Consider the following 26,132-nt stretch of genomic DNA (forward strand, 5'->3'; position numbering starts at 1 on the left):
TGCTGAGGTACTCGCGCTTATCGAAAGGTTCATGTCATGGTCCTCTCTCTCCTCCGCGGCAGGCGATCCAAGACGGCCTCCGACGGTGCGAGATTCGCTCTTCCCGTTCCGCCCGGGGCCGGAACCGTCACCTGCGAGGTCGTCGACCCCATGGGGCAACCGCTCGGCGGCGCCGAGATCACGGTCACGTCCCAGAAGTCGGCCCGGACGGTGGCGAAGGGGACCACCGACCTGTTCGGCATGTTCGTCGCGGCTCTGCCCCCGGGTGACTACCGCCTGCTCATGACGGCCGAAGGCATGCAGCCGGCCAGCTGGGCCTTCGACATCGCCGCGGGCGAGACCCTGTCGATGGGCCGCGTGCAGCTGGACGTCGCCCGGCAGCTGGAGCCCCCGGTGCCCGGAACCTGGCTCTTCGATCCTCCGCACACCGCGATCCGCTTCATCGCCAAGCACGTCGGCATGGCCAATGTGCACGGCCGCTTCACCGCCTTCGAAGGCGGTATCCGGATCGCACCCTCCGTCGAGGACTCCCAGGTCGAGATACGCATCGATGCTGCGAGCATCACGACGGGCAACAAGACCAGGGACAACCATCTGCGGTCGGCCGACTTCCTCGACGTGGAGAACTACCCCCACCTCCATTTCGTCAGCAGGCGCTTCACCTATCGGGGCGGCAACAACTGGACCGTCCAAGGCGGGCTGACGATGCACGGGGTCAGCCGCTCCGTCTCCCTGGACACGCAGTACCTGGGCGCCGTCAACGGCGGTTACGGCGAGGAACTGCGCTGTGCGGCACGCGCGACCGCCGAACTGCACCGCGAGGACTACACGCTGAACTGGCGCAACATGCTCGCCCGCGGCATCGCCATCGTCGGGCCGACGATTCAGTTGGAGCTGGACATCCAGACGATGTTCCAGGGCCCCGACACTCCGACGCCTCCGGAGTGACGGCCGACGGGGCCGCCCTGCCCTCGACGGAGACCGTCCTGCCCGCGGGGCGGGGGCGGCCACCTTCCGGCCGAAGCGTGTGACCCTCCCCCCGCCCTGGCCGTCAAGGCCAGGGAAATGGCAGGATCGCGCCATGCTGCACGCACTGTCCCGGTTCGGCCGACGACGCACCCTTCAGGGGGGCGCCGCCGCCGTGGTCGTACTCGGACTGCTCCTCTGGTGGGCGCTCCCGATCGGGGAGGAGGAGCCGAGCGGTTCGCTCACGTTCTCCACGGGTGTACGGAGCGGGGTCTACCAGCGCTACGGACAGCGGCTGGAGGGCGCGCTGGCCAAGGACATGCCCAAGGTGTCGATACGGCTGCAGACCAGCGAGGGCTCGCAGCAGAACATCGAACGGGTCGCGACGGGGAAGGCCGACTTCACCATCGCGACGGCCGACGCCGTCGCCACCTACCTCGCGAGCGGGAAACCGGGCGCGGGCCGGCTGCGCGGCTGCGTCCGGCTGTACGACGACTACATCCAGCTGATCGTGCCCCGCGACTCCGGGATCCGTGAGGTCGCCGACCTGCGGGGCAAGCGGGTGGGTGTGGGGCAGAAGGGGTCGGGGGTGCTGCTCGTCGCGGACCGGCTGATGAAGGCGGCAGGCGTCGATCCGGTGGAGGACATCACTCCCGTCCAGGCCGGGATCGACACGATGCCGGCGCGGCTGGCGGACGGCGGCCTGGACGCCTTCTTCTGGTCGGGCGGGCTGCCGACCGGGGCGGTGCAGGAGCTGTCGGAGAAGTTCGCGATCCGGCTGGTGCCCCTCCAGGACGCGCTGATCACCCAGCTCCAGGCGGCCGGCGGGTCCACGCGCCACTACCGCTCGGCCGTGATGCCGGCCGACGCCTACCTGCACGCACAGCAGGGTCAGGCCGTGCGGACCGTCGCCGTCTCCAACCTGCTGGTCACCACGGACCGTACGGATCCGCTGACGACCGAGGCGTTCACGCGGACCGTGATCGACAGCCGGGACCGGATCGGCCGCGAAGTGCACTCGGCGCAACTGGTGGACCTGCGGACGGCCATCTACACCGATCCGCTGCCGCTGCACGAGGGCGCCAAGCGCTACTACCGTTCGGCCAAGCCCTGACGGTCCGGGGCCCGGCTCACGCGTGCGAGGAACGGTCCGCCCGGGCTCACGCGTGCGGAGAACGGCCCGCCCGGGCTCACGCGTGCGGAGAACGGTCCGCCCGGGCGTGACGTGCGGGGAACGGTCCGCCCGGGCTCACGCGTGCGGGGAATCGCGCGGCACGGTGACCGTCACGCGCAGCCCGTGCGGTTCGTGCGGCCCGTAGCTGATCGATCCGCCGCCCGCCGCGAGCAGGGCGCGTGAGATGGACAGTCCGAGGCCGGACCCCTTGACGTTCTGGTGCCGTCCGCTGCGCCAGAAGCGGTCGCCTACGCGCTCCAGCTCCTGTTCGGTGAGGCCGGGCCCCCGGTCGGCGACGACGACCGTCGCGCCCTCGCCCTCGAGCCCGGCCGTGACCCGGACCTCCTGGCCCCCCGGGGTGAATTTGAGCGCGTTGTCGATGACGGCGTCCAGCGCGCTGGAGAGGGCGATCGGGTCCGCCCAGCCCGTCACCGCGGGCACCCCGTCCAGGGTCAGCCGTACGCCCTTCTCCTCGGCCGTCGGACGCCATGAGGCGACCCGTTCACCGGCGAGTGCGGCGATGTCCGTGAGCTGGAGGTCCGCCGCGGTGTGCTCGGCCAGCGCCAGGTCCAGCAGGTCGTCGAGGACCTGGGCGAGGCGCTTGCCCTCCGTACGGACCGAGGCGATCTCCTCGTTGCCCTCAGGGAGTTCCAGTGCGAGCAGCTCGATGCGGAGCAGCAGCGCCGCCAGCGGGTTGCGCAGCTGGTGCGAGGCGTCGGCGACGAAGGCACGCTGCTGCTCCAGCACGTCCTCGACGTTGTCGGCCATCTCGTTGAACGAGCGTGCCAGGCGCCGGAGCTCCGGAGGACCGCCGGACGCGACGACGCGGGACCTCATCCGGCCGCTCGCGATGTCGTGCGTGGCGGCGTCCAGGGTCCGTACGGGCAGGAGCACCCATCCGGTGAGGCGGAACGCGGCACCGACCGCCACGAGCATGGCCACGGCCTCGCCGAGGGCGATGAGCAGCCAGCCACGCAGTGTCCGGGACCGCATGTCCCCGGTGGGCGAGTCGGTCACGACGACGGCGACCACGTCCCCGTCGCGCACGACGGGGGAGGCGACGACGATCCGGCCGTTCTGCCAGGGCCAGACCTGGGGCGGGTCGTGGGAGCGACGCCCGAGGAGGGCCTCCGCGAAGGCCTCACGCCCCTCTCCCTCGGCGGGGAGGGTCCAGGAGGCCGGCGCCCTGGCGAGGGCTCTGTCGTCGCGGTAGAAGACGCCGGCCCGGATCCCGTAGACGGAGTCGTACGCCTCCAGTTCGGTCTGCAGGGTTCGCTGCCGTTCCTCGGTGCCCCGCACGGGTTCGTCGACGAACTGGGCGAGCGCGCCGAAGCGTGCCGTGTCGTCGATCCGGTCGATGACGACCCGCTGCTGTTCGGCGGCGGCCACGCGTACGGCCAGCGGGAAGCCGAGGGCGAGCAGCACGGCGGCCATCAGGACGATGAGCAGGGGGAGCAGACGGGTGCGCACAGGGACGTACGTCCTCAGGCCGACGGCGGGACGAGCCGGTAGCCGACGCCACGCACGGTCTCGACCAGTGCGGGAAGCCTCAGCTTGGAGCGCAGCGAGGCGACGTGCACCTCCAGGGTGCGCCCCGTTCCCTCCCAGCTCGTCCGCCACACCTCGCTGATGATCTGCTCCCGGCGGAAGACCACGCCGGGACGCTGGGCGAGCAGAGCGAGCAGGTCGAACTCCTTGCGGGTGAGCTGGACCTCCTGGCCGTCGACGCTGACCCTGCGGGTCGGCAGCTCGATGTGGACCGGCCCGATCCGCAGCGCCGCGAGCGGTGTCGGTCCGGTGTCCTCACCGGCCGTCCTGCGCCGGGCCACGGCGTGGATGCGGGCCAGCAGCTCCCCGGTGTCGTACGGCTTCACGACGTAGTCGTCGGCGCCGAGGTTGAGGCCGTGGATCCTCGACCGGACGTCGGACCGCGCGGTCACCATGATCACCGGGATCGTGGAGCGCTTACGGATCTTGCCGCACACCTCGTAGCCGTCCTGGTCGGGCAGCCCGAGGTCCAGGAGCACGACCCCGAAGGGCTCCTTCTCGGCCGGCAGCAGCGCCTGGAGTGCCTCTTCGCCGCTGCGGGCGTGCACGACCTTGAAGCCGTGACGCGACAGCACGGCGGACAGGGCGGCCGCGACGTGGTCGTCGTCCTCGACGAGCAGCAGTCTCATGGCCCCCCCTCTCCGCCTCATGTCTTCCCGATGCTCTTCGCGACGACCGCGAACCGTGCGTGACGGTCCGCAGGTGTTCCGCCCGGTGAACCTTTCCGTACGGCGTCGGTTCACGTCATCCGCGTACCAGGGCATCCACGCCGATGACGGGTGGGTCAGTCAAGTCCCTGCCGGTTACCACCAGGTTTCCGTTACCCACCCGGTATGCCGTCGAGCGCCCCGTGGCGTCCCGTTCACGCGGTGTGTCCGGTTGCGGCCGGATCGTTATGCTCAATTTCCGCTCAGATGTAATGACGCTGGTAGCACTGCGTCACTAGGGTCCTTGCCTAACCGAGGAGGACGGAGCAAGAAGCCGATGAGCGGAGTTTCAGTGACCAAGGCCGCCGAGGATGCCGCACCTGCGGGAGACGACCTTGTCGTACTGAGCAACGTCAACAAGCACTTCGGCGCGCTGCATGTGCTCCAGGACATCGATCTGACCATCGCCCGTGGCGAGGTCGTCGTAGTCATCGGGCCCTCCGGGTCCGGGAAGTCCACGCTGTGCCGCACGATCAACCGCTTGGAGACGATCGACTCGGGCGCGATCGCGATCGACGGCAAGCCCCTGCCCCAGGAGGGCAAGGAGCTGGCGAGGCTGCGTGCCGATGTCGGCATGGTCTTCCAGTCGTTCAATCTCTTCGCGCACAAGACGGTGCTCGAGAACGTGATGCTGGGCCAGGTCAAGGTCCGCGGGACCGACAAGAAGGCCGCCGAGGAGAAGGCCCGGACGCTGCTCGACCGGGTGGGCGTCGGCGTGCAGGCGGAGAAGTACCCGGCGCAGCTCTCGGGCGGTCAGCAGCAGCGCGTCGCGATCGCACGCGCGCTGGCGATGGACCCCAAGGTCATGCTCTTCGACGAGCCCACGTCGGCTCTCGACCCGGAGATGATCAACGAGGTGCTCGAGGTCATGCAGCAGCTGGCGCGGGAGGGGATGACCATGGTCGTCGTCACCCACGAGATGGGCTTTGCCCGTTCGGCCGCCAACCGTGTGGTGTTCATGGCGGACGGGAAGATCGTCGAAGAGGCGACTCCCGACCAGTTCTTCAGCAATCCGCGCAGCGACCGGGCCAAGGACTTCCTGTCGAAGATTCTTCACCACTGATACCGACGACCTACGACACGAGGATTGTTCACATGAAGCTCCGCAAGTCGGCCGCCGTTGCGGCCATCGCTGTGCTCGCCCTGACCGCGACCGCCTGTGGCGGCAAGGAGGGCTCCGCCGGCGACAAGCCGTCGGGCGTCAAGCCCGGTTCGTCCGAGGCTCCCGAGCTGCCGAAGTACACCGTCGCCACCGGTGTCGACCTCGACTCGCCGACCTTCAAGGAGGCGAAGAAGCGCGGAAAGCTGGTCATCGGCGCCAAGGCCGACCAGCCGTACCTCGGCTTCGAGGACCAGTCGACGAAGGAGCGCTCCGGCTTCGACGTCGAGATCGCCCGGATGATCGCGGCCGACCTCGGTTTCTCGGAGAAGCAGATCGAGTGGAAGACCGTCGACTCCGGCATCCGTGAGACGGCCATCTCCAAGGGCCAGGTCGACTACTTCGTCGGCACCTACACGATCAACGACGAGCGCAAGAAGCAGGTCGGTTTCGCGGGCCCGTACTACAAGGCCGGCGCGGACCTCCTGGTACGCAAGGACGAGACCTCCATCACCGGCAAGGAGTCGGTGAAGGACAAGAAGGTCTGCTCGATCGTGGGTTCGACCCCGCTCCAGGAGATCAAGAAGCCCGAGTACGGCGCGAACGTCGTCGAGCTGGCCAAGTACTCGGACTGTGTGCAGCAGCTCCTGACCAAGCAGGTCGACGCCGTCACCACCGACGACTCGATCCTCAAGGGTTACGCCGCCGCCAACTCCGGCAAGCTCAAGGTCGTCGGCAAGCCGTTCACCGACGAGCCCTACGGCGTCGGCCTGAACAAGGACGACAAGGTGCTCCGCGAGGCGATCAACAAGACGCTGGAGACCCGTGTCGAGGACGGCACGTACAAGAAGATCTACGAGGCGACCCTGGGCCTGTCCGGTTCGGATTACACCGAGCCGCCGGCCGTCGAGAGCTACTGACGCAGCTCCGTCGCTGACGTCCTGTCACTGACGCCACACGCGTGAGTGAGGCGTCCCGTACGCCGCCGTCCTCGATGACGGCGGCGTGCGGGGCGCCCCTTCCCCTGCCCAGATGCCGCTGACCGCCGACGCGGAGACCCCATGAACGTATTGCTCGACAACTTCCCGGAATACCGCGACGGCTTCATAGGCACCGTGTCGATCACCGCCATCAGCTCGGTCATCGCTCTGGTCCTGGGCGTCGCCATCGCCGGCTTCCGTGTGTCGCCCGTGCCGCCGCTGCGCTTCTTCGGCACCGCCTGGGTGACCCTGCTGCGCAACACCCCGCTGACGCTGCTCTTCCTGATCTTCTTCTTCGTGGTGCCGGAGATCCTCTTCCCGGGCATGAGCCCCTTCCTGCTCGGCTCGCTGGCACTCGGCTTCTACACCTCCTCCTTCGTGTGCGAGGCGGTCCGCTCGGGCATCAACACCGTCCCCCTGGGGCAGGCCGAGGCCGCCCGCTCCATCGGTATGACGTTCGCCCAGACCCTGCGGATCGTGGTGCTCCCGCAGGCCACCAGGTCCGTCATCCCACCGCTGAGCAGCATCTTCATCGCCCTCACGAAGAACTCGGCGATCGCCGGGGCCTTCAGCGTCACCGAACTCTTCGGGTGGCAGAAGCTGATGAGTGACCGGGGCTACGAGATCATGCCCGTCTTCGTCTGGGTGGCCCTCGGCTACCTGGTCGTCACCTTTGCCATCAGCGGTCTCTTCCGGCTGCTGGAGCGTCGTATGGAGGTCGCCCGATGAGTGCCAGCGTTCTCTACGACGCCCCGGGTCCCAAGGCTGCCGTCCGTAACCGGATCTATGCCGTGGCCGGAAGCCTCGCCATCCTGGGCCTGATCGCGGTCAGCCTGGTGCGGCTGTCCGACAAGGGGCATCTCGCCCCGGAGATGTGGGACATCTTCAACTACGCGGGCATCCGGCAGAACATCGCCGACGCGGTGCTCGCCACGCTCAAGGCCTTCGGTCTGGCGGCCGTCGGTTCACTGATTCTCGGCGTCCTGCTCGCCATCGGCCGGCTCTCCGACCACAAGCCGGTCCGCTGGGTCGCGACCACCTTCATCGAACTCTTCCGTTCGATCCCGCTGCTGATCACCATCTACGCCATCTGGGTCGGCTTCCTCACCGACTACTCGATGTGGGCCCTGGCGCTCGGACTGTCGGTCTACAACGGCTGTGTCCAGGCCGAGGTGCTGCGCGCGGGCATCAACTCGGTGCCCAAGGGGCAGAGCGAGGCGGCGTACGCCCTGGGGATGAGCAAGACCCAGGTCATGGTCAGCGTGCTGATCCCGCAGGCGGTGCGCGCGATGCTGCCGACGATCATCAGCCAGCTGGTGGTGACCCTCAAGGACACCTCGCTCGGCTTCATCATCCTGTACCCGGAGCTGCTGCAGACCGCGCGTCTGATCGCTTCCAACACCCAGGTCAACAGCCAGTACCCGTACGTCTCGACGATCGCGGTCATCGGCACGATCTACGTGGCGATGTGTCTGCTCCTGTCGGCGCTGGCCACCTGGATCGAGAAGCGTGGCCGACGGGCCAGGACCGGTATCGCGATGGCGGCTGCCGCCGAGACTCCGGGCATCCTCCCGGTGGGCAGCCTCACGGCGCCCCGCTCCGAGGACGGCCCGGCAGGCGGGCCGGGGTCTGCCGAGGGGACCGGCAAGACCGACTGACGGAACCGGCGTCCGGGCCTCCCATGACGGGACGTGCCGTCCGCCTCTCCCACCTTCGTGACAGCCCGCCGGTCCACCGGCGGGCTGTCACGGTTTCCCGAGTGCTGAGGCGCGGGAGCTGCATGGGTTGCGTGGGGCGGCAACGCGGGCGCCCGGTCCCGCTGTCGCTTGACGCAGGCACCGGCAGTGGGTTGCATTCGTTCTGTGATCGCGCCCCGAACCACCGCCGCCGGCCCCCCTTTCTCCCCCTCGGCCTCCAGGACCTCCACGTCCGCTCCCACCGGCGCCGGAGGGTTCACCCCGTGGACCCGGTGATCGTCGTCGGCGCGGGCCCGGTCGGGCTCGCGCTGTCGCTCGCCCTCGCGGCACAGGGCGTTCCGTCCGTGCTGCTCGACGAGGGCCCCGGGAAGGACGAACCGCGCCCTGCCCGCACTGTCGTGCTGCGCGAGGACACCTCGGACCTGGTGGAACGGCTCGGCTGCCCGGCGCTCCACGACGTAGGGCTGCGGTGGGCCGGCTGGCGTTCGGTGCGGCGCAAGCAACTGGTGCGGGCCGTACCGCTGGGCGAGGAGGAGGGCACCGTACCGCTGCCCTCGCCAGTCCATCTGCCCCAGCACGCGCTCGCAGGCGGTCTGCGGGCCGCGGTCGCGGCGCAGGACCTGGTCACCATGGTGCCGTTCAGCAGGATCGACACCCTGGAGCAGGACGCGCACGGGGTCACGGTGCACACCCGGGACCCCGGATCGACCTGGTGGCGCGGGAGTTACCTGGTGGGCTGCGACGGCGCGCGGTCCACCGTACGCAAGCTCCTCGACATCAGGTTCCCCGGTCGTACGGCGGTCGAGCGGCACGCTGTCGCCGCACTCCGCGCCGAACTGCCCTGGCCGGGCGAAGCGGTGCTGCACCGGTCCCCTCCCTGGCGCACCGGTGGGGCCGAGGTCACCGCGCGACCGCTGCCCGACAGTGTCTGGCGGCTTGACTGGCTCCTTCCGCCGCGCGGTGAACTGGTCACCCCCGAAGCCCTGATCACCAGGATCCGCGACACCCTCGAGGGCTGGTGCGGGGAGACTCCGGCCTACGAGCTGCTGGACACGGGCGTGTACACCCTCCATCACCGGCTGGCCAGGCGCTGGCGGTCCGAGCGCGCCTTCCTCGCCGGGGACGCCGCCCATCTGCTGGGCGCGCTCGGCACCCAGGGCCTGGACGAGGGGCTGCGGGACGCCGAGAACCTGGCCTGGAAGCTCGCGCAGGCCTGGCACCAGAGTGCCTCGGAGCTCCTGCTCGACAGCTACCAGGCCGAGCGCCGGGCCGCCGTCGCCTCCCGGCTGCGCGCCGCCGACCAGTCACTGCCGATACTGCGGGGCGGCGCGGGTCTCCGGACGCTCGTACCCGGTGCCGCGCGCGGGCACGACACCTTGCTGGCCGATGGCCATCTGGGGTGCGGGCCCCTGGGCGCGCCCCCCTCGTACACGCACTCCCCTCTCTCGCCTCAACACGCCGAGGCGCACGCACCGGTGGGGACCGACCCCGGTGCTCCGGTCGCCGATGTGCGGGTGACCGCGCCCGACGGGAGGACGGTGCGGCTGCGCGACCGGCTGGGTCTGGGGCATCTGCTGGTGATCCTGGTCGCACCGGGCACGGGGGTGTGGGACAGGCGGCACTGGATGACCGCGGGTGTCATGCCCCGGCTCGTCGAGGCCGTGGACTCCCTCCCCGTGAACGCCGAGCTGCTGGTGACCGAGAGCTATCCGGGGGCGACAGCCCATACGGTGCTGCTGGTCAGGCCGGACGGGCATCTCGTCGCGGCCTTCAACGGTGTGCGGCCCGCCGAACTGTTCGCGGCGGCGGACGCGGCGCGCGGGGGTGGCCCGGACACGGCGCACGGCGACCGAGCACGCACCACCAAGAGCTCCGACCGGACCGCGGACGTCAATTGACCGTCGCAGGCGCACATGGTGTACTCCAGATCATGACCGACACCGATGTGCGCCTGTGGCGGAGGGTCCATATGGACCTCGTCCGCTATGCGGGCTGCGTGTGTCGCCCGTCCTGCTGAATCGCCCTTCCCCGCACGCCGTGCTGTTTCGCGCGCGGCTGTGCGTCCACGCGAACTCCTCAGGACGGTCCCTGTGTCTGCATCGTTTCCCACCCTGCCCACGCCCGCGCCCGAGTCCGCCGTGGGAGCGGGTCCTGCGACCCCCGCTGCCGACGACGCGAGGGTGCCCGCCGTCGCCGGTACGGCCCCGGCCCCGACCACCCCGGAACTGCTCGACTTCGTCCGCCGGACCGCGCAGGACGCCGCGCTCATCGCCTCGCTCCCGCTCGACCCCGCGGGCCGCACCTGGCTCCGGGTCGAGAGCCCCGGCGGCAGCGAGGCGTGGCTGATCGGCTGGCCGCCCGGTACGGGCACGGGCTGGCACGACCACGCCGGGTCGACGGGGGCCTTCACCGTCGCGGCCGGCGCCCTCAGGGAACACTCGCTGGCCGCGCGACTGCCCACGGACGGCTGGAAGACGCTCGAACTGAGCGAGGGCATCGACCGTGACCGGCTCCTGGCGACCGGGCAGGGCAGGGCTTTCGGCCGGCACCACGTCCACGAGGTGCTCAACGAGTCCGGTGACGAGCACGCCGTATCGGTCCACGCGTACTACCCGCCCCTGCCACAGATCCGCCGCTACAGCCGCACGGGAGCGGTGCTGCGCCTTGAGCAGACCGAACGACCGGAGGACTGGCAGTGAGCGAGGCGGGCCAGGGCCATGGAAACCCGGTGGGCATCGATGAACTGCTCGACCGGATAAGGGCGGGCTACGAGCGGATCGGGCCCGAGGAGGCCGCAGCCGAGGCTGCCGGAGGCGCGCTGCTGGTCGACATCCGTTACGCGGCGCTGCGCGAGAAGGACGGCCTGATCCCCGGGGCTCTGGTCGTCGAGCGCAACGAGCTGGAGTGGCGGCTCGATCCGCAGGGAAGCCACCGTGTCCCGCAGGCGGTGAGCCACGATCTGAGGGTCGTGGTGATCTGCAACGAGGGTTACGCCTCGAGTCTCGCGGTCGCCTCCCTGCGACAGCTGGGGCTGCACCGGGCCACGGATCTGACCGGCGGCTTCCAGGCGTGGCGCGCGGCCGGGCTCCCGGTCACTCGCTGACCGGAGGCGCACCGGCGCTGACCGGAAGCGCACCCGGCGCACCTGGCCTCCAGGCCTGGCGGCCGCCGCCGACCCGTACCGGTGGCCCGGTCACTCCCCATGGCGCCTGTTGAATGGCCGGTGATCGATGGCCGGTGGCCGGTGGCCGGTGATCGGTGGCCGGTGATCGGTGGCCGGTGGCCGGTGGCCGGTGATCGGTGGCCGGTGGCCGGTGGCACAGTCATCCGTTATCCGTCATCGGGCCCTCACTGGACCGAACGGCACTCCGACCCACCCGAACGCTGCTCCCCGGTGGAGCAATCACCGCGCGCGACGGACATTCGCCTCATCACCGAGGACCGGAATGTACGGAGATGTCGCGCCGATGGAAACCGCTCAGCTCACCCCGGACCAGCTCGACGCCCAGGCCTCCCGGCTCCATGACACCGACGCGTGGCAGCGCATCGTCACAGGCTGGGAGCAGACAGCCGCCCGGGAGCCCGCACCCCCGATGTCCGTACCGGACGACGAGGCGCGGCCCTCGTCCCCGGCGGACTGGCGGGACCTGTTGTCCGTGCCCGTCGACCGGCTCGTCGAGGACTCCCTGCGGGCCCTGCCTCCGCGAGGGCCGCGCGAGCGCCCGCTTCCCGGGCGCCTCGGCGCCGCACTTCCCGAGCGTCTGCACGCGTGGCGCCGCATCGGGCAGTCCGATGTGCGCCCGTCCATCCATCTGGGCTACGCCCGGCAGATCCTCACGGAGTGGGGCTGGCAGAACACCCCCTGTCGCCTGCGCAACGCCCGTGGCGCCCGCTGTCTCTGCGGGGCCATGCTGACGGCCCACCGGCTCGGCTACGGGTCGCTCGAAACCGTCGACCGAGCCGGTGCGTGGATGATCACCGAGCTGCGCTCGCAGGGCTGGGCCGGTCTGATCGGCCCCTGGAACCGGCACCCCGGCCGCACCGCCGCCCACGCACTGGCCCTGATCGACGCCACGATCCGCCGCGCGGCCCTCGCAGGACACTGAGCGCCCGGACTTCCGCCCGCCCCGCTCCCGGCACCAGGTGCGGTCCGCTGCGGTGCCCCCCTCCGCCACCGCAGCAGACCATCCTCCTGGCCTGCCGATTACGCCCCCATCGCCCCCGCGGCCGGGCGCCCGACCCCCACGCCGGCCTGGCTGCTGCTCCCCCGCTCCCCTCTCACCGGTCAGAAGGGCTCGTCCAGTCCTTCCATGTCCTCCCCCTCCGCCTCGATCGCCTGACGCACCACGCGCAGGGCCATCCCCTCGCCGTACCCCTTGCGCGCGAGCATGCCCGCGAGCCGGCGCAGACGCTTGTCGCGGTCCAGCCCCCGGGTGGAGCGGAGCTTGCGTGCCACGAGCTCCCTGGCGGTCTCCTCCTCCTGCTCGGGGTCGAGCTGCCCGACCGCCTCGTCGATCACTGTCGGGTCCACCCCCTTGGTGCGCAGCTCCCTCACGAGGGCACGCCGGGCCAGCCCTCGCCCGTGATGCCGGGACTCGACCCACGCGTCCGCGAACGCGGCGTCGTCGATCAGTCCCACGTCCTCGAACCGAGAGAGGACCTCCTCCGCAGCCTCGTCGGGAATCTCCCGCTTACGCAGCGCGTCGGCCAGCTGCTTGCGGGTGCGCGGGGTCCCGGTCAGCAGCCTGAGACAGATGTTGCGCGCCTGCTCGACCGGGTCTCGCGGTTCCCCCTTCTCGGCCCTCGACGAGGAAGGGGAACCGCTGCCTCTGGAGCGGGAGCGGGAACGACGGCCCGCCCCCTCACCGAACCCGGCCCCCCGGCCGGGCTCCGGGGGACCCCCGGACGGTTCTGCGGCGTACTCGGGGCCGGGGGCCGCACCCGCGTCGGTGCCCGGCCACTCCGTGCGACGCGTCACGGCCTAGCTCTTGGCCGCCGCGGCCTTGGCGGGCTTGGCCTTGGTCGCGGGAGCCGGCACCGACTTTGCCGCACCGTCGGCCGGGGCACCCGTGGTGACCGCCGCATCGGCTGCGGGCTCCGCCGCGGCGTCCTCCGGACGGACACCGACGCCCAGCTTGTCGAGGATCTTCTTCTCGATCTCGTTGGCCAGGTCGGGGTTGTCCTTGAGGAAGTTGCGGGAGTTCTCCTTGCCCTGGCCGAGCTGGTCGCCCTCGTACGTGTACCAGGCGCCGGCCTTGCGGACGAAGCCGTGCTCCACGCCCATGTCGATCAGGCCGCCCTCACGGCTGATGCCCTGGCCGTAGAGGATGTCGAACTCGGCCTGCTTGAACGGCGGCGCCACCTTGTTCTTGACGACCTTGACGCGAGTGCGGTTACCGACGGCGTCGGTTCCGTCCTTAAGCGTCTCGATCCTGCGGATGTCCAGACGCACCGAGGCGTAGAACTTCAGCGCCCGGCCACCGGTCGTGGTCTCCGGCGAGCCGAACATCACGCCGATCTTCTCGCGCAGCTGGTTGATGAAGATCGCGGTGGTCTTGGACTGGTTGAGCGCGCTGGTGATCTTCCGGAGCGCCTGGCTCATCAGACGGGCCTGCAGACCCACGTGCGAGTCGCCCATCTCGCCCTCGATCTCCGCTCGCGGCACCAGGGCGGCGACGGAGTCGATGACGATCAGGTCGAGCGCACCCGAGCGGACGAGCATGTCCACGATCTCCAGCGCCTGCTCGCCGTTGTCCGGCTGCGAGAGGATGAGATTGTCGATGTCGACGCCGAGCTTCTTCGCGTACTCCGGGTCCAGAGCGTGCTCCGCGTCGATGAACGCCACCGAGCCGCCGAGCTTCTGCGCGTTCGCCACGGCGTGCAGCGTCAGCGTCGTCTTGCCGGAGGACTCCGGTCCGTACACCTCCACCACGCGGCCGCGCGGCAGCCCGCCGACGCCGAGCGCGACGTCGAGCGCGGTGGACCCGGTGGGGATCACCTCGATCGGCTCGTTCGGCCGCTCACCGAGGCGCATCACCGCGCCCTTGCCGAATTGCCGTTCAATCTGTGCGAGTGCGGCGTCCAGCGCCTTCTCGCGGTCGGTTCCTGCCATGGGTTCCACCCGATTTGCTTGAGTCGATCGCTTCACGTCTCAGACGCTAACCCCTGCCACTGACAATGGGCCTCGACGTCCTCCCGGCCTGTGGACAACTCCACGGTCGGGTCCGGCAAAACCCGGCCGGAATCCCATGAGAATGGATGTTCGATTTCAGTGTCAAGCGCACCACGCCGGGCGGACATGGCCGAGGGTAGCCGCTTATAGCAGTCGACATCGAGTAGGTCAATGAATTGCGACGGGCCTCACATCGGGTTCCGGCGACCGCTCTCTCGGAAGGCCCGGAGGCCGGGCCCTCCGACCGGTGTCATGGGCTGCCGTCTGCCCGGCCCCCGTCGTGTCCGCCGCCCCCCAAGCCCCCCAAGGCACGGCGGATCCTCGTCAGCACCGGCTCGCCACGCCGCCAGCGGTGTCCGCCCTGCACCCGCGGGTCGTCCATCACGTCGTAGCGCTTCACATACGCGCCCAGGAACGCCTGGAGCGTGGCGACGGCCGGAATGGCGATCAACGCTCCGACGGCTCCCATCAGCGCGGTGCCCGCGACCACCGAGCCGAAGGCGACCGCGGGATGGATGTCGACCGTCTTGGACGTGAGCTTCGGCTGCAGCACGTAGTTCTCGAACTGCTGGTAGACCACGACGAAACCGAGCACCCACAGCGCGTACCAGGGATTGACCGTGAAGGCGATCAGCATGGGCAGGGCGCCGGCCAGATACGTACCGATCGTGGGGATGAACTGCGAGACGAGTCCGACCCAGACCGCGAGCGCCGGCGCGTAGGGCACTCCGAGGACCACCAGCAGGACGTAGTGCGCCACGCCGGAGATCAGGGCCATCAGTCCGCGCGAATAGATGTAGCCGCCGGTCTTGTCGACCGCGATCTCCCAGGCCCGCAGCACCTCCGTCTGCCGGGAGGGCGGCAGTACGGAGCACAGCGCGCGCCGCAGCCGGGGGCCGTCGGCCGCGAAGTAGAAGGAGAAAAGGAAGATCATCAGCAGCCGGAACAGCCCGCCGAGGACGGTGGTCGAGACGTCGAGCACGCCGGTAGCACTGTTCTGCACGTACTTCTGGAGCCAGTCGGAGTGCAGCAGGCTGTCCTGCACCTCGACCCGGGAGAGCTCCGTGTGGAAGGTCTGGTTGACCCAGTTGATCACCGAGTCGAGGTACTTGGGGAACTCATCGACCATGTCGACGATCTGGCCGGCGAGCATCGAGCCGAGCAGGACGACGAAGCCGACCCCGGCGATCAGCACGGCGAGGAAGACCAGGAAGGTGGCGAGTCCCCGGCGCATCCCGCGCCCGGCCATGCGGCTCACGGCCGGTTCGATGGCCAGCGCCAGGAAGAAGGAGATGAGGATGTTGGTCAGCAGTCCGATGAGCTGGTAGAAAGCCCAGCTGCTCAGCTGGAAGCACCCGTAGAGCGCCAGAGCCATGACCATCGCGCGCGGCAGCCAGCCGGGCATGCGGACGGGGCCGGTGCCTGGCGGCGGATTCGGTGGTGCGGGCGGCTGGCTCTGGGCGGTCTCGTCTGTCGGTGCCACGGGACAAGTCTCGCTCACCGCGGTGACGTCCGGCGCCCCGGCCCGGAGGGGACCGGTGCGGGCGCCGAGGGCGTGCCGGTGTGCGGGGCCGCGCCGCTCAGCGCTTGTCCGGAGGCACACCGACCGCGGAGCAGACCCCGCGCCAGACGTCCTTGGCCTCCCACCCCGCGGCCAGGGCCTCGTGCACCGTACGGCCGCCGAGCTCCGCCATGACGTGATCGCGCGCGAAGGAGTCGGCGTAGGCCTCGCCGAAGTGATCCGCCATCCGTTCCCAGAAAATCGTCAACCGCATGCCCTCAGTATCCCGCTCCTGAGAGTGCAGCCGGGCCGGAGGGCTCTGCCGGTGACGTTTTCCCCTCTACGGTCGGTTCCATGGCTGGAACCGGAGCAAATCCCCTCGCCCGCGCCGAGCAGTTCATCTGGCTCACCGCACGCGTCCTCGAACAGCGGCGGTTCGCCCATCTCTTTCTGGGAGGGAGCGCGGACACCGTCGAAACCGCGCTCGCCGCCTATCTCAACGAGGACGGCGGCTACGGTCACGCGCTCGAACCCGATCTCCGCGGACCGGTGAGCCAGCCGCTCCACACCGCTCACGCACTGAGCGTCCTCGACTCCATCGGCCGCTGCGGCGGGATGCGCGTGGAACGCATCTGCCGCTATCTGACGGACGTGTCGACCAAGGAAGGCGCTCTGCCGGCGCTGCACCCCTCTCAGCGTGGCTACCCCGCGGCACCCTTCGTCCCCGTCGTCGACGACCCGCCCGCCGAACTGCTGGCGACGGGCCCGGTGGTCGGACTTCTGCACCGCAACCAGGTGTGGCACGCCTGGCTGTTCCGGGCCACCGACTTCTGCTGGGCCGCCGTCGACGCCCTGGAGGAGTCCCATCCGTACGAGATCGAGGCCGCCGTGGCCTTCCTGGACGGTGTCCCCGACCGTGCGCGTGCCGAATCGGCCGCCGACCGGCTGGGGCAACTGGTGCGTGAGCAGCGGCTGGTGGTGCTCGATCCCCGGCGCCGCGCGGAGTACCCGGTGGCTCCTGGTTACGCCCCGGGGGAACATCACTTCCCTTACGACTACGCACGCACACCCGGGTCGCTCGCCCGTCGCTGGTTCAGCGAGGTAGAGCTGGAGAGCGCTCTGGACCATCTCGCGGCCGAGCAGGAGGAGGACGGAGGCTGGCCGGTCAACTGGCGGCAGTGGGCCCCTGGGACGGCCCTGGAGGGCCGCCCGATCGTGACGATCAGGGCCCTGCAGACCCTCCGGGCCTACGGCCGCGGCCCGCGCTGATCCGTCCCGCCTCAGAACAGGGCGCGCGCGGCGGCGGTGACGACGACGGCGGTGCCCACGACGACGAGGAAGGGCGCCCGCAGGACGAGGGCGAGCGCCGCCGCGGCGAGCCCTGCCGCTCTGGCGTCCAGCACCAGCTGCTGCCCGTCGGCGAAGGTCTGCTGAGCGGTGAGAGCCGCGAGCAGTGCCACCGGCATGAGCGCTGCCAGCCGTTGCACGAGGGGGCGTTCCAGGACTCCCGCGGGGACCAGGAGCCCCAGGAGCTTCGCGAGATAGCAGCCGGCGGCGGTGAGTCCGATGGCGATCCAGATGTTCATCGGCCCTCCCCGGGCGCCGTGCCTTCGGCGGCGGGCTCGTCCGAGCCCTTGGTGCCCCGGCCGTTCAGGAACAGGACGACGGGAGCGGCCAGCGCGGACACCAGTACGGGCGCACCCGCAGGCAGCACCGGGAGGAGGCCCAGCACCAGCAGGACCGCCAGCCCCGCCGTGACGCGCTCCGTGGTGCTCTTCAGCATCGGCGCGAGGAGCGCCAGGAACACGGCGGGGCCCGCCGCGTCCAGCCCCCAGGCTGCGGTGTCGCCGAGCGCCTGCGCCCCGAGCGCGCCCACCAGCGTGGTCAGGTTCCACAGGACGTAGAGGGTGAGCCCGGTGACGGTGAAGCCGATGCGCGCGGCACGCCGGGTGGGCTGGGGCAGTGTGACCGCGGTCGTCTCGTCGATGACCCAGTGGGCGGCGAGGGGGCGCAGGAAGCCCGGCAGAGCGAGGAGCTGCGACAGACGTAGCCCGTAGAAGGCGTTGCGGGTGCCCAGGAAGAACGCTCCGGCCGCGGCGGTGTAGGGATTGCCGCCGGCGGCGAGGGCGCCCACGAGAGCGAACTGGGACGCCCCGGTGAAGACGAGGAGACTCAGCGCGCAGGTCTGGAGGAGGGTCAGTCCGGAGCCCGCCGAGGTCACTCCGAAGGCGAACCCGGAAAGCCCCACGGCTATGCCCACGCCGAGTGCGTCCCGGACGACGGCGCCGTCCGGCTTCTCCGTGTCCGCGCCCTGTGCGCCGAAAGCGCCGGAGCTCTCAGGGGTTGGGGTCTGTTCTGCCACGTCCCGAACGCTACGCGGCGGGATCCCCGCCGGTCTTGTACGTTCTTGCACGTTCGCGCTGGTAGGCGCCCGGGGGCACCCCGACGATCCGGGTGAAGTGACGGTTGAGATGGGGCTGGTCGGTGAAGCCGACGGCGGCGGCGGCTTCGGCGGGCGAGGTCCCCGCGTCGAGCATGCGTCGCGCACGGCGCACCCGGGCGTCGGTGAGCCAGGTGTGCGGGGGCATCCCGTACTGCTTCTTGAAGGCCCGCAGCAGCGCGAACGGGCTGGTGCCCAGCTCGGCCGCGAGAACTCCCAGGGTGGGCGGCCGCTCCATCCGTTCCTCCAGTGCGGTCCGCGCGCGGACGGCGTCCCGGGCCCCGGCGAAGTGCGGAGCCCTGGCCGGCAGCACGCTGCCGTGGCGGTCGAGCAGCCGTGCGACCAGGACGCGCAGGACGCTGTCGGCGGCCAGGGCGTTGCCCTCCTCGGCGGCCCGGTGGACCTCCGTGATCAGACGGGCGGCGTGCGGGTCCCGCACGCCGGTCTCCGCGAAGCCGACGGTGCCGCGCAGGTTCGTCAGGTCGGCCGCGATGCCGTTGATCACCTGGGCGGAGGGGTAGAGCGTGGCGTACACCCACCCTTCGGGCACTCCGGCGCGGGCGGTGTGCGGCACCTCGGGGTTGATCATGACCACGGTGCCGGGGCCGGCATGCACGGTGCCGCCGGGGAGGCCTACGTCCTCGACACCGCTGGTGACCGTGCCGAAGACGTAGCCCTCGTGGCTGTGGCGCGGAAAGGTGTGGCGGACGTAGCGGGCACGCAGCAGATCGAGATGGGGCAGCTCCGCGTACTGCCAGAACCTCGCCCATTCCCGTGTCGTGTCCACCGCCGCCATGCTCGCATTCTCGCAGGTCCGGGGTGGTGGCCGAAGGCCCGGAAGGTGAGCGGCGCGCACGTCCACCGGCCGTTGTCGGTGGCGGGGTGCACGATGGGGGGCATGGCCGGTTCCGCACTCGATTCGTTCTCACCCGCGACCCGCAGTTGGTTCGCCGCCGCCTTCGACGCGCCCACCGCCGCGCAGGAAGGCGCCTGGCGGGCCATCGGCGAGGGTTCGGACGTGCTGGTCGTCGCACCGACCGGATCGGGTAAGACGCTCGCCGCCTTCCTCGCCTCCCTGGACCGGCTGGCGGCCCTGCCGCCGCCCGCCGAGACGAAGAAGCGCTGCCGGGTGCTGTACGTGTCACCGATGAAGGCCCTCGCCGTCGACGTGGAGCGGAATCTGCGTTCCCCCCTGACCGGGATCCGTCAGGAGTCGGTCCGTCTGGGCCTGCCCGAGCCCGAGGTGCGGGTGGGGATCCGTTCGGGCGACACCCCGCCGGCCGAGCGGCGTTCGATGGCGACGAGACCCCCGGACATCCTGATCACCACTCCCGAGTCCCTGTTCCTGATGCTCACGTCCTCGGCCAGGGACGCGCTCGCCGGGGTCGAGACGGTGATCGTGGACGAGGTGCATGCCGTCGCGGGCACCAAGCGCGGTGCCCATCTCGCCGTGTCCCTGGAGCGTCTGGACGAGCTGCTGCCGCGGCCGGCGCGGCGTATCGGGCTTTCGGCGACGGTCCGCCCGGTCGACGAGGTCGCGCGGTTCCTCTCGCCGCAGCGGAAGGTGGAGATCGTCCAGCCCCCGTCCACCAAGGAGTTCGACCTCTCCGTCGTGGTGCCGGTGGAGGATCTCGGCGAGCTGGGCGGCTCCCCCGCCACGGGCGACGAGGGCGGTCAGGCGGAGAAGCCGTCGATCTGGCCCCATGTCGAGGAGCGCATCGCCGACCTCGTGCAGTCGCACCGCTCCACGATCGTCTTCGCCAACTCCCGGCGGCTGGCGGAGCGCCTCTGCAACCGGTTGAACGAAATCGCTCACGAGCGGGCGGCCGCCACCGCGGCGGAGGAGCGGCCGGGGGTGGGCGGTCCGCTGCCCGAAGCCCACTCCCCCGCCGAGATCATGGCCCAGTCCGGGGCGGCGAAAGGGGCACCGGCCGTCCTCGCCCGGGCGCACCACGGCTCGGTGTCCAAGGAGCAGCGCTCCCAGGTCGAGGAGGACCTGAAGGCGGGCCGGCTGCCGGCCGTGGTCGCCACCTCCAGCCTGGAGCTGGGGATCGACATGGGCGCGGTCGACCTGGTGATCCAGGTCGAGTCGCCTCCCTCCGTGGCATCCGGGCTGCAGCGGGTGGGCCGCGCCGGGCACCAGGTCGGAGCGGTGTCCACGGGGGTGGTCTTCCCCAAGTACCGCGGCGACCTGGTGCAGGCGGCCGTCGTCACCGAGCGGATGCGCCAGGGTGCCATCGAGGCTCTGCGGATCCCGTCCAACCCCCTGGACGTGCTGGCCCAGCAGATCGTCGCCACGGTCGCGCTCGACAGCTGGCAGGCCGACGACCTGCTCGCCCTCGCACGCCGCGCGGCTCCCTTCGCGTCCCTCCCAGAATCAGCGTTCACCGCCGTGCTCGACATGCTCGCCGGGCGCTATCCGTCCGACGCCTTCGCGGAGCTGCGGCCACGTGTGGTGTGGGACCGCGTCACGGGTACGGTCACGGGCCGCCCCGGGGCCCAGCGGCTTGCCGTCACCTCGGGCGGCACCATTCCCGACCGCGGGCTCTTCGGCGTCTTCCTCGCGGGCGCCGACCCGAAGAAGGGCGGCGGACGCGTCGGCGAGCTGGACGAGGAGATGGTCTACGAGTCCCGGGTCGGCGACGTCTTCACCCTGGGCACCACGTCCTGGCGGATCGAGGACATCACCAGGGACAGGGTTCTCGTATCGCCCGCCCCCGGAGTCCCTGGCCGGCTGCCGTTCTGGAAGGGCGACCAGCTCGGCCGCCCGCTGGAGCTGGGCCGTGCCCTGGGCGCGTTCCTCCGGGAGATCGGCGGGCTGTCCGCCGAGGACGCCAGGCTCCGGCTGGTCGCCGCCGGGCTCGATGCCTGGGCGGCGGAGAACCTCCTGTCGTACCTCGACGAGCAGCGCCGGGCCTGTGGGCACGTCCCCGACGACCGGACGGTGCTGGTCGAGAGGTTCCGGGACGAGCTGGGCGACTGGCGGATCGTGGTGCATTCGCCGTTCGGCGCCCAGGTCCACGCTCCATGGGCGCTCGCCCTGTCCGCCCGGCTCGGTGAGCGGTACGGCATGGACGCACAGGTCATGCACGCGGACGACGGCATCGTGCTGCGGCTGCCCGACGCCGACCTGATGGGCCTCGACCTCCTCGACTTCGATCCGGTCCGAACCGGTGCGGGCGGTGAGGCAGCGGGCGGTGCGGGCCAAGGTTTCCCCGCCCAGGGATTCGACAGCGAGCAGCCGCCCGTCGGGGCCACCGACGTGGTCTTCGACAAGGGCGAGGTCAGCCAGGTCGTCACCGAACAGGTCGGCGGATCCGCCCTGTTCGCCTCGCGGTTCCGCGAATGCGCCGCGCGTGCCCTGCTGTTGCCGCGGCGAAGCCCGGGGAAGCGCACGCCTCTGTGGCAGCAGCGTCAGCGCGCGTCCCAGCTGCTCCAGGTGGCCTCCGAGTTCGGTTCGTTCCCGATCGTCCTCGAAGCCGTCCGCGAATGCCTTCAGGACGTCTTCGACGTCCCCGGTCTCACCGAGCTGATGGGCGACCTGGAGGCGCGCCGCATCCGTCTGGTCGAGGTGACCACGCCCGAGCCGTCGCCGTTCGCCCGCTCCCTCCTCTTCGGCTATGTCGCGCAGTTCCTGTACGAGGGCGACTCACCCCTCGCCGAGCGACGGGCGGCGGCGCTCTCGCTCGACTCCCATCTCCTGGCCGAGCTGCTCGGCCAGGCGGAGCTGCGGGAGCTGCTCGACGCCGATGTCCTCGGCGAGCTGGAGCGGGAGCTCCAGTGGCTGACCGACGACAGGAAGATCAAGGACGTCGAGGGGGTCGCCGATCTGCTGCGGGTGCTCGGCCCTCTCACCGACGCCGAGCTGGCTGAGCGCGGTGCGGAGTCCGCATGGGCCCCGGAGCTGGCGACGTCCCGGCGGGCCATCCAGGTCCGCATCGGTGGTGCCTCCCACTGGGCGGCTGTCGAGGACGCGGGACGGCTGCGCGACGCTCTCGGCACCGCACTCCCGGTGGGGGTCCCCGAGGCGTTCACCGAGCCGGTCAAGGACCCGCTCGGCGATCTCCTCGCGCGCTTCGCCCGTACGCACGGCCCGTTCACCACCACGCAGGCGGCGAGCCGTTTCGGGCTCGGCAGCGCCGTCACGGACGGGGCACTGCAGCGGCTCGCCGCGTCGGGCCGTGTCGTCCAGGGCGAGTTCCACCCCGCGGGCATCGGCCAGGAGTGGTGCGATGCCACGGTCCTGCGGCGGCTGCGCCGCCGTTCGCTCGCCGCGCTCCGTCAGGAACTGGAGCCTGTGCCACCCGCCGCGCTGGCCGGTTTCCTCCCCCAGTGGCAGCACCTCGGCGACAACAGCCTGCGGGGGATCGACGGACTGGCCCGTGCCATCGAGCAGTTGCAGGGCGCCCCGGTCCCGGCGTCCGCCCTGGAGAAGCTGATCCTGCCGAGCCGTGTGGCGGGCTACGCCCCCGCCATGCTCGACGAGCTCACGACCACGGGCGAGGTCGTCTGGGCGGGCGCGGGCGCTCTCCCCGGGAAGGACGGCTGGCTCTCGGTCTACCTGGCCGACAGTGCTCCGCTGCTCCTCCCGCCGCCTCTTCCGCTGGAGGAGACCGCGTTGCACGAGTCGGTTCTCACCGTGCTCTCCGGTGGGTTCGGGCTGTTCTTCCGGCAGATCGCCGATGAGGTGCGGGCCACCACGCACCCGGACTGCACCGATCCACAGCTGGCCGACACGCTCTGGGACCTGGTCTGGTCCGGTCGTCTCACCAACGACACCCTCGCGCCCCTGCGTTCGCTCCTCGGCTCGGGGCGCACGGCGGGCTCCACCGCGCACCGCGCGCGGCGCAATGTGCCGCGCGGCCGATACGGATCGCTGACCGCGGCAGCCCGTCCCGCGTCCCGCACCGGACCGCCGACCGTGTCGGGACGCTGGTCGCTGCTGCCCCCGGCCGAGCCCGAACCGACCCATCGCGCACACGCCCTCGCCCGGACGCTCCTCGACCGCCACGGCGTGGTGACACGCGGCGCGGTGCAGGCCGAGGGCGTCGAAGGCGGGTTCTCGGCGGTCTACCGCATCCTTGCCGCCTTCGAGGACAGCGGGCAGGCCCGCCGCGGTTACGTCGTCGAGGGGCTGGGGGCGGCTCAGTTCGCCATGGACGGTGCCGTGGACCGGCTCAGGGCAGCCTCCACCGCACGCGACCGCGCGGACCCCGGGTCGGCCCCCCGTGCCCTGGTCCTCGCGGCGGCCGATCCCGCCAACGCGTACGGTGCCGCCCTGCCCTGGCCCGAGTCACCGGACGGGGCGGGGCACAAGCCCGGCCGCAAGGCGGGGTCGCTGGTGGTGCTCGTGGACGGCGAGCTGACGCTCTACATGGAGCGAGGTGGCAAGTCCGTCCTCGCATGGCCCACCGATCCGGACGACCCGGCGCTCCGGGCCGCCGCGGAGGCGCTCGCGTCGGCCGCCCGCGCGGGGACGCTCGGCACGGTCACGGTGGAGCGGACGAACGGCGCCTCCTCCCTCACCTCCCCGCTGGGCCGCACCCTGGAGGCCGCCGGCTTCCTCGCCACTCCACGGGGTCTGCGGCTGCGCGCCTGAGGACGGCTTCGGCGCGGCCGAGGAACGGTGCGCGGCCCCGTCCGCGCATCATGGACCCATGCCTGAAGGTGACACCGTCCTGCAGACCGCCCGGCGGCTCGACGACGCCCTCGCCGGCCAGATCCTGACGGTCTCCGACCTGCGCGTCCCCCGGTTCGCCACAGCGGATCTGACGGGCCGGACCGTCCTGGACGTCACGGCGCGCGGCAAGCACCTGCTCACCCGGTTCCAGGGCGGCCTCACCCTTCACAGCCATCTGCGCATGGAGGGCTCCTGGCGCGTGTACGACCCCGGCGAGCGCTGGCGAGGGGGTCCCGCCCACCAGATCCGTGCCGTGCTCGCCACCGCGGAGCACACCGCCGTCGGTTACCGCCTGCCCGTCCTCGAACTCATCCGCACCGAGGACGAAGCTCAGGTGGTGGGCCATCTGGGACCCGATCTGCTGGGGCCTGACTGGGACCCGGCCACCGCACTGCGCAATCTGCTCGCCGACCCCGGACGCCGGATCGGGGACGCGCTTCTGGACCAGCGCAACCTGGCCGGTATCGGCAATGTCTACATGTGCGAGCTCTGCTTCATGGCCCGCGCGACGCCGTGGCTCCCGGTGGGCGAGCTTCCCCTGCCCGTCGTCACCCGCCTGGTCAGCACGGCCGGACAGCTGCTGGAAGCCAATCGCGACCGGCCCGTGCGGACCACGACCGGGGCGACGGCGGCCATGTCCCGCAGCCGTACACGGGAGCGTCTTTTCGTCTACGGGCGGGCCGGCCGGCCCTGTCTCCGCTGTCGTACGCCCATCCGCGTCGCGGACCGCGACAACCGCCCCACCTACTGGTGTCCGCACTGTCAGTCCGGGCCCACCGGCTGAGAACCCTGCCCTGGCGGCGGCCCCCGCACGCACCGGGAGTCAGACCAGGCAATGTCCGACGGGACGACCGCTCGCTGCCGAGGAAGGAACTAGGAGGGTATGTCCGTCCGGTCCACCGCAGGCTCATCGGCAGCCTTCTCCGGCCGTCCCGAGGACGCCACATGAACCGGCAGCAGACTCAGCCCCCACCCGCCGGCCGCCACCGCGCCCTCCACCACTCCGGTGTGCTGCGGCTCGATGAGCAGCCGCAGCACCGCCCACCACCACACACCACCGAGGACGAGCACCGGCACCCATCGCCGCACCATGGCTGCCTCCTCCGGCCGACGCTAGTACGGCACGATCTCCTGGCGGGAGGGCGCATCGGTGCACTACCGGCGTGCACGGCGCGAGCGGGACGACAGCGTGCGCTCTCTCCACGGGCCGATGACGGCAGAGGTGTGTCCCGGCCCTCCCCCGCAGTTTCCCCCGGGTCGGCGCCGGCTGCATCCCACGGCCCTGGGCATGCCGCTCCTGCGGGCACACCGGCGCGGCCGGGCATGCCGGTGCCCCCGGGGACCGGAATCCACGGGGGCACACCGGGGCCGCTGCTCCTACCTGTCGTCGTCGGTGAGGGAATCCTTGACGCCCTTGGCCCGGTCGCCCGTGGCGCCCAGGGCGCCCTCCGCCTTGGCCTTGGTCTGGTCGGACTTGCCTTCGGCTTCCTTGCGACGGTCTCCGGTGGCCTTGCCGGTCGCTTCCTTGGCCTTGCCCTTGAGCTTGTCCATGGCCTTCTTGTCCGTCACGGCGATTCCTTCCTCGAGTTCGGGTTCAGGCACTTTCCGCCTGGAACATCCATGCGTGCTTCTCGAGATCCGCGGTGAGCGTGATCAGGATGTCCTGGCTGATGGGATCCGGTTCGTCGGTCGCCTCGATCCGCTCACGCATGCGGTCGATGACCACGCGCAGAGCGTCGACGAGCACGCGCACCGCGTCGACGTCCTTGATCCAGCCGTCGGGCACGACATCGATCGCAGTGGTCTTCGCGAGCGTCCGGGACCGCCCGTCCGGGTTGACGCCGATCGCGGAGGCTCGCTCCGCAACCGTGTCCGAGTGCTGCCGCGCGGTGTCGACGACCTCGTCGAGCTGCAGGTGCACGGAGCGGAAGCGCGGGCCGACAACGTTCCAGTGGACCTGCTTGGCCACCAGGGAGAGGTCGACAAGGTCGACCAGCGCGCCTTGCAGCGCGTCACCCACGACCTTGAGGTCGCCTTCGGACAGGGCGCTCTTCACGACGGACATGCACTTCTCCGTTCAGATAGCTGTTCGACCTACCATTGGTCCACGATGTCACATATGGGTCGAAACGGGCATCCGGGTGGTTGTCCCGAGGATCCGGCGCCGA

General features: G+C 70.9%; 26 protein-coding genes. 14 read left to right on the forward strand and 12 right to left on the reverse strand.

Features of this window, described 5'->3' with window-relative positions; all coding sequences use genetic code 11:
- Nucleotides 1–36 precede the first annotated feature (36 nt).
- Nucleotides 37–948, forward strand: a complete 912-nt coding sequence (locus AB0P41_RS28690) for a YceI family protein (protein WP_365934930.1) — start codon at nt 37–39, stop codon at nt 946–948.
- A 133-nt stretch (nt 949–1,081) separates the two neighbouring features.
- A complete protein-coding gene (locus AB0P41_RS28695) occupies nt 1,082–2,080 on the forward strand; it encodes a TAXI family TRAP transporter solute-binding subunit (protein WP_365934932.1) in 999 nt (332 codons plus the stop codon).
- Nucleotides 2,081–2,215: 135 nt separating this feature from the next.
- Here AB0P41_RS28695 and AB0P41_RS28700 read toward each other — a convergent pair whose 3' ends face one another.
- Both AB0P41_RS28700 and AB0P41_RS28705 read right to left on the reverse strand, forming a co-directional pair.
- Nucleotides 2,216–3,610 carry a HAMP domain-containing sensor histidine kinase gene (locus AB0P41_RS28700; RefSeq protein WP_356710163.1) on the reverse strand — a complete coding sequence of 465 codons (1,395 nt, stop codon included), beginning with the start codon at nt 3,608–3,610 and terminating at the stop codon, nt 2,216–2,218.
- Between the two features lie 14 nt (nt 3,611–3,624).
- Entirely contained in the window at nt 3,625–4,317 is a 693-nt protein-coding gene (locus AB0P41_RS28705) for a response regulator transcription factor (RefSeq protein WP_356710161.1), read from the reverse strand.
- A 355-nt stretch (nt 4,318–4,672) separates the two neighbouring features.
- Between AB0P41_RS28705 and AB0P41_RS28710 the strand changes: the two genes are divergently transcribed.
- The 9 genes from AB0P41_RS28710 (at nt 4,673) to AB0P41_RS28750 (ending at nt 12,277) form a co-directional block, all read left to right on the forward strand.
- Complete coding sequence (locus AB0P41_RS28710) at nt 4,673–5,458, forward strand: amino acid ABC transporter ATP-binding protein (RefSeq protein WP_356710160.1); 786 nt, start codon at nt 4,673–4,675, stop codon at nt 5,456–5,458.
- A 32-nt stretch (nt 5,459–5,490) separates the two neighbouring features.
- Nucleotides 5,491–6,414 (forward strand): glutamate ABC transporter substrate-binding protein, encoded by a 924-nt coding sequence (locus AB0P41_RS28715; protein ID WP_356710158.1) that lies wholly within the window; start codon nt 5,491–5,493, stop codon nt 6,412–6,414.
- A 141-nt stretch (nt 6,415–6,555) separates the two neighbouring features.
- Nucleotides 6,556–7,203, forward strand: a complete 648-nt coding sequence (locus AB0P41_RS28720; RefSeq protein ID WP_104789549.1) for an amino acid ABC transporter permease — start codon at nt 6,556–6,558, stop codon at nt 7,201–7,203.
- A complete protein-coding gene (locus AB0P41_RS28725) occupies nt 7,200–8,132 on the forward strand; it encodes an amino acid ABC transporter permease (protein ID WP_356710156.1) in 933 nt (310 codons plus the stop codon). Before AB0P41_RS28720 ends, AB0P41_RS28725 begins: the two co-directional genes overlap by 4 nt.
- A 302-nt stretch (nt 8,133–8,434) precedes the next feature.
- Nucleotides 8,435–10,069, forward strand: a complete 1,635-nt coding sequence (locus AB0P41_RS28730; RefSeq protein ID WP_365934935.1) for an FAD-dependent monooxygenase — start codon at nt 8,435–8,437, stop codon at nt 10,067–10,069.
- Nucleotides 10,070–10,101: 32 nt separating this feature from the next.
- A complete protein-coding gene (locus tag AB0P41_RS28735; RefSeq protein ID WP_311605579.1) occupies nt 10,102–10,188 on the forward strand; it encodes a putative leader peptide in 87 nt (28 codons plus the stop codon).
- Between the two features lie 163 nt (nt 10,189–10,351).
- Nucleotides 10,352–10,870, forward strand: coding sequence for a cysteine dioxygenase (locus AB0P41_RS28740; RefSeq protein WP_365934960.1), 519 nt, complete (start codon nt 10,352–10,354; stop codon nt 10,868–10,870).
- Nucleotides 10,867–11,274 (forward strand): rhodanese-like domain-containing protein, encoded by a 408-nt coding sequence (locus tag AB0P41_RS28745; RefSeq protein WP_365934937.1) that lies wholly within the window; start codon nt 10,867–10,869, stop codon nt 11,272–11,274. The genes AB0P41_RS28740 and AB0P41_RS28745 overlap by 4 nt, the downstream gene beginning before the upstream one ends.
- A gap of 364 nt (nt 11,275–11,638) precedes the next feature.
- The gene (locus AB0P41_RS28750; protein WP_365934939.1) at nt 11,639–12,277 is read left to right on the forward strand and encodes a hypothetical protein; all 639 of its coding nucleotides are present in this window, start codon (nt 11,639–11,641) and stop codon (nt 12,275–12,277) included.
- 179 nt (nt 12,278–12,456) lie between these two features.
- Here AB0P41_RS28750 and recX read toward each other — a convergent pair whose 3' ends face one another.
- The 4 genes from recX to AB0P41_RS28770 form a co-directional block, all read right to left on the reverse strand.
- Nucleotides 12,457–13,149: a recombination regulator RecX gene (recX, locus tag AB0P41_RS28755; protein WP_365934940.1), complete on the reverse strand. Its 693-nt coding sequence runs from the start codon at nt 13,147–13,149 to the stop codon at nt 12,457–12,459.
- A 3-nt stretch (nt 13,150–13,152) separates the two neighbouring features.
- The gene (gene recA / locus AB0P41_RS28760; protein ID WP_356710146.1) at nt 13,153–14,283 is read right to left on the reverse strand and encodes a recombinase RecA; all 1,131 of its coding nucleotides are present in this window, start codon (nt 14,281–14,283) and stop codon (nt 13,153–13,155) included.
- A gap of 310 nt (nt 14,284–14,593) precedes the next feature.
- A complete protein-coding gene (locus AB0P41_RS28765; RefSeq protein WP_356710634.1) occupies nt 14,594–15,748 on the reverse strand; it encodes an AI-2E family transporter in 1,155 nt (384 codons plus the stop codon).
- 175 nt (nt 15,749–15,923) lie between these two features.
- A complete protein-coding gene (locus AB0P41_RS28770; protein ID WP_104789542.1) occupies nt 15,924–16,118 on the reverse strand; it encodes a DUF3046 domain-containing protein in 195 nt (64 codons plus the stop codon).
- An 80-nt stretch (nt 16,119–16,198) separates the two neighbouring features.
- Here AB0P41_RS28770 and AB0P41_RS28775 point away from each other — a divergent pair, with 80 nt between their 5' ends.
- Entirely contained in the window at nt 16,199–17,113 is a 915-nt protein-coding gene (locus tag AB0P41_RS28775; RefSeq protein WP_365934942.1) for a hypothetical protein, read from the forward strand.
- A gap of 11 nt (nt 17,114–17,124) precedes the next feature.
- On the opposite strand, the gene AB0P41_RS28780 is transcribed toward AB0P41_RS28775, so the two are convergent.
- From AB0P41_RS28780 to AB0P41_RS28790, 3 genes are read right to left on the reverse strand one after another with little or no spacing between them, the layout of a single operon-like run.
- Nucleotides 17,125–17,430: an AzlD domain-containing protein gene (locus AB0P41_RS28780; RefSeq protein WP_356710142.1), complete on the reverse strand. Its 306-nt coding sequence runs from the start codon at nt 17,428–17,430 to the stop codon at nt 17,125–17,127.
- On the reverse strand, nt 17,427–18,206 hold the full coding sequence (locus AB0P41_RS28785) for an AzlC family ABC transporter permease (protein WP_365934944.1): 780 nt from the start codon (nt 18,204–18,206) through the stop codon (nt 17,427–17,429). The genes AB0P41_RS28780 and AB0P41_RS28785 overlap by 4 nt, the downstream gene beginning before the upstream one ends.
- A 10-nt stretch (nt 18,207–18,216) precedes the next feature.
- Nucleotides 18,217–19,080 carry an AraC family transcriptional regulator gene (locus AB0P41_RS28790; protein WP_356710137.1) on the reverse strand — a complete coding sequence of 288 codons (864 nt, stop codon included), beginning with the start codon at nt 19,078–19,080 and terminating at the stop codon, nt 18,217–18,219.
- A 102-nt stretch (nt 19,081–19,182) separates the two neighbouring features.
- On the opposite strand from AB0P41_RS28790, the gene AB0P41_RS28795 reads away from it, so the two are divergent.
- Together AB0P41_RS28795 and AB0P41_RS28800 are read left to right on the forward strand one after the other, a co-directional pair.
- On the forward strand, nt 19,183–23,883 hold the full coding sequence (locus tag AB0P41_RS28795) for a DEAD/DEAH box helicase (RefSeq protein ID WP_356710135.1): 4,701 nt from the start codon (nt 19,183–19,185) through the stop codon (nt 23,881–23,883).
- A 58-nt stretch (nt 23,884–23,941) separates the two neighbouring features.
- Nucleotides 23,942–24,748 (forward strand): DNA-formamidopyrimidine glycosylase family protein, encoded by an 807-nt coding sequence (locus AB0P41_RS28800; RefSeq protein ID WP_365934947.1) that lies wholly within the window; start codon nt 23,942–23,944, stop codon nt 24,746–24,748.
- Between the two features lie 89 nt (nt 24,749–24,837).
- On the opposite strand, the gene AB0P41_RS28805 is transcribed toward AB0P41_RS28800, so the two are convergent.
- The 3 genes from AB0P41_RS28805 to AB0P41_RS28815 form a co-directional block, all read right to left on the reverse strand.
- The gene (locus tag AB0P41_RS28805) at nt 24,838–25,056 is read right to left on the reverse strand and encodes a hypothetical protein (protein WP_356710131.1); all 219 of its coding nucleotides are present in this window, start codon (nt 25,054–25,056) and stop codon (nt 24,838–24,840) included.
- A gap of 285 nt (nt 25,057–25,341) precedes the next feature.
- The gene (locus AB0P41_RS28810) at nt 25,342–25,533 is read right to left on the reverse strand and encodes a CsbD family protein (RefSeq protein WP_356710129.1); all 192 of its coding nucleotides are present in this window, start codon (nt 25,531–25,533) and stop codon (nt 25,342–25,344) included.
- A gap of 25 nt (nt 25,534–25,558) precedes the next feature.
- Nucleotides 25,559–26,029: a DNA starvation/stationary phase protection protein gene (locus AB0P41_RS28815; RefSeq protein ID WP_356710126.1), complete on the reverse strand. Its 471-nt coding sequence runs from the start codon at nt 26,027–26,029 to the stop codon at nt 25,559–25,561.
- Nucleotides 26,030–26,132 lie beyond the last annotated feature (103 nt).

Source organism: Streptomyces sp. NPDC079167, from assembly GCF_040686735.1.
Taxonomy (GTDB): Bacteria; Actinomycetota; Actinomycetes; order Streptomycetales; family Streptomycetaceae; genus Streptomyces.

Coding starts and splice junctions, on each gene's coding strand:
- AB0P41_RS28705 (WP_356710161.1), bottom strand. CDS start 4,317: ATGAGACTGCTGCTCGTCGAGGACGACGACCACGTCGCGGCCGCCCTG.
- AB0P41_RS28735 (WP_311605579.1), top strand. CDS start 10,102: ATGACCGACACCGATGTGCGCCTGTGGCGGAGGGTCCATATGGACCTC.
- AB0P41_RS28750 (WP_365934939.1), top strand. CDS start 11,639: ATGGAAACCGCTCAGCTCACCCCGGACCAGCTCGACGCCCAGGCCTCC.
- AB0P41_RS28800 (WP_365934947.1), top strand. CDS start 23,942: ATGCCTGAAGGTGACACCGTCCTGCAGACCGCCCGGCGGCTCGACGAC.
- AB0P41_RS28710 (WP_356710160.1), top strand. CDS start 4,673: ATGAGCGGAGTTTCAGTGACCAAGGCCGCCGAGGATGCCGCACCTGCG.
- AB0P41_RS28765 (WP_356710634.1), bottom strand. CDS start 15,748: ATGCCCGGCTGGCTGCCGCGCGCGATGGTCATGGCTCTGGCGCTCTAC.
- AB0P41_RS28815 (WP_356710126.1), bottom strand. CDS start 26,029: ATGTCCGTCGTGAAGAGCGCCCTGTCCGAAGGCGACCTCAAGGTCGTG.
- AB0P41_RS28790 (WP_356710137.1), bottom strand. CDS start 19,080: ATGGCGGCGGTGGACACGACACGGGAATGGGCGAGGTTCTGGCAGTAC.
- recA (WP_356710146.1), bottom strand. CDS start 14,283: ATGGCAGGAACCGACCGCGAGAAGGCGCTGGACGCCGCACTCGCACAG.
- AB0P41_RS28720 (WP_104789549.1), top strand. CDS start 6,556: ATGAACGTATTGCTCGACAACTTCCCGGAATACCGCGACGGCTTCATA.
- AB0P41_RS28695 (WP_365934932.1), top strand. CDS start 1,082: ATGCTGCACGCACTGTCCCGGTTCGGCCGACGACGCACCCTTCAGGGG.
- AB0P41_RS28775 (WP_365934942.1), top strand. CDS start 16,199: ATGGCTGGAACCGGAGCAAATCCCCTCGCCCGCGCCGAGCAGTTCATC.
- AB0P41_RS28725 (WP_356710156.1), top strand. CDS start 7,200: ATGAGTGCCAGCGTTCTCTACGACGCCCCGGGTCCCAAGGCTGCCGTC.
- AB0P41_RS28690 (WP_365934930.1), top strand. CDS start 37: ATGGTCCTCTCTCTCCTCCGCGGCAGGCGATCCAAGACGGCCTCCGAC.
- AB0P41_RS28780 (WP_356710142.1), bottom strand. CDS start 17,430: ATGAACATCTGGATCGCCATCGGACTCACCGCCGCCGGCTGCTATCTC.
- AB0P41_RS28715 (WP_356710158.1), top strand. CDS start 5,491: ATGAAGCTCCGCAAGTCGGCCGCCGTTGCGGCCATCGCTGTGCTCGCC.
- AB0P41_RS28770 (WP_104789542.1), bottom strand. CDS start 16,118: ATGCGGTTGACGATTTTCTGGGAACGGATGGCGGATCACTTCGGCGAG.
- AB0P41_RS28805 (WP_356710131.1), bottom strand. CDS start 25,056: ATGGTGCGGCGATGGGTGCCGGTGCTCGTCCTCGGTGGTGTGTGGTGG.
- AB0P41_RS28795 (WP_356710135.1), top strand. CDS start 19,183: ATGGCCGGTTCCGCACTCGATTCGTTCTCACCCGCGACCCGCAGTTGG.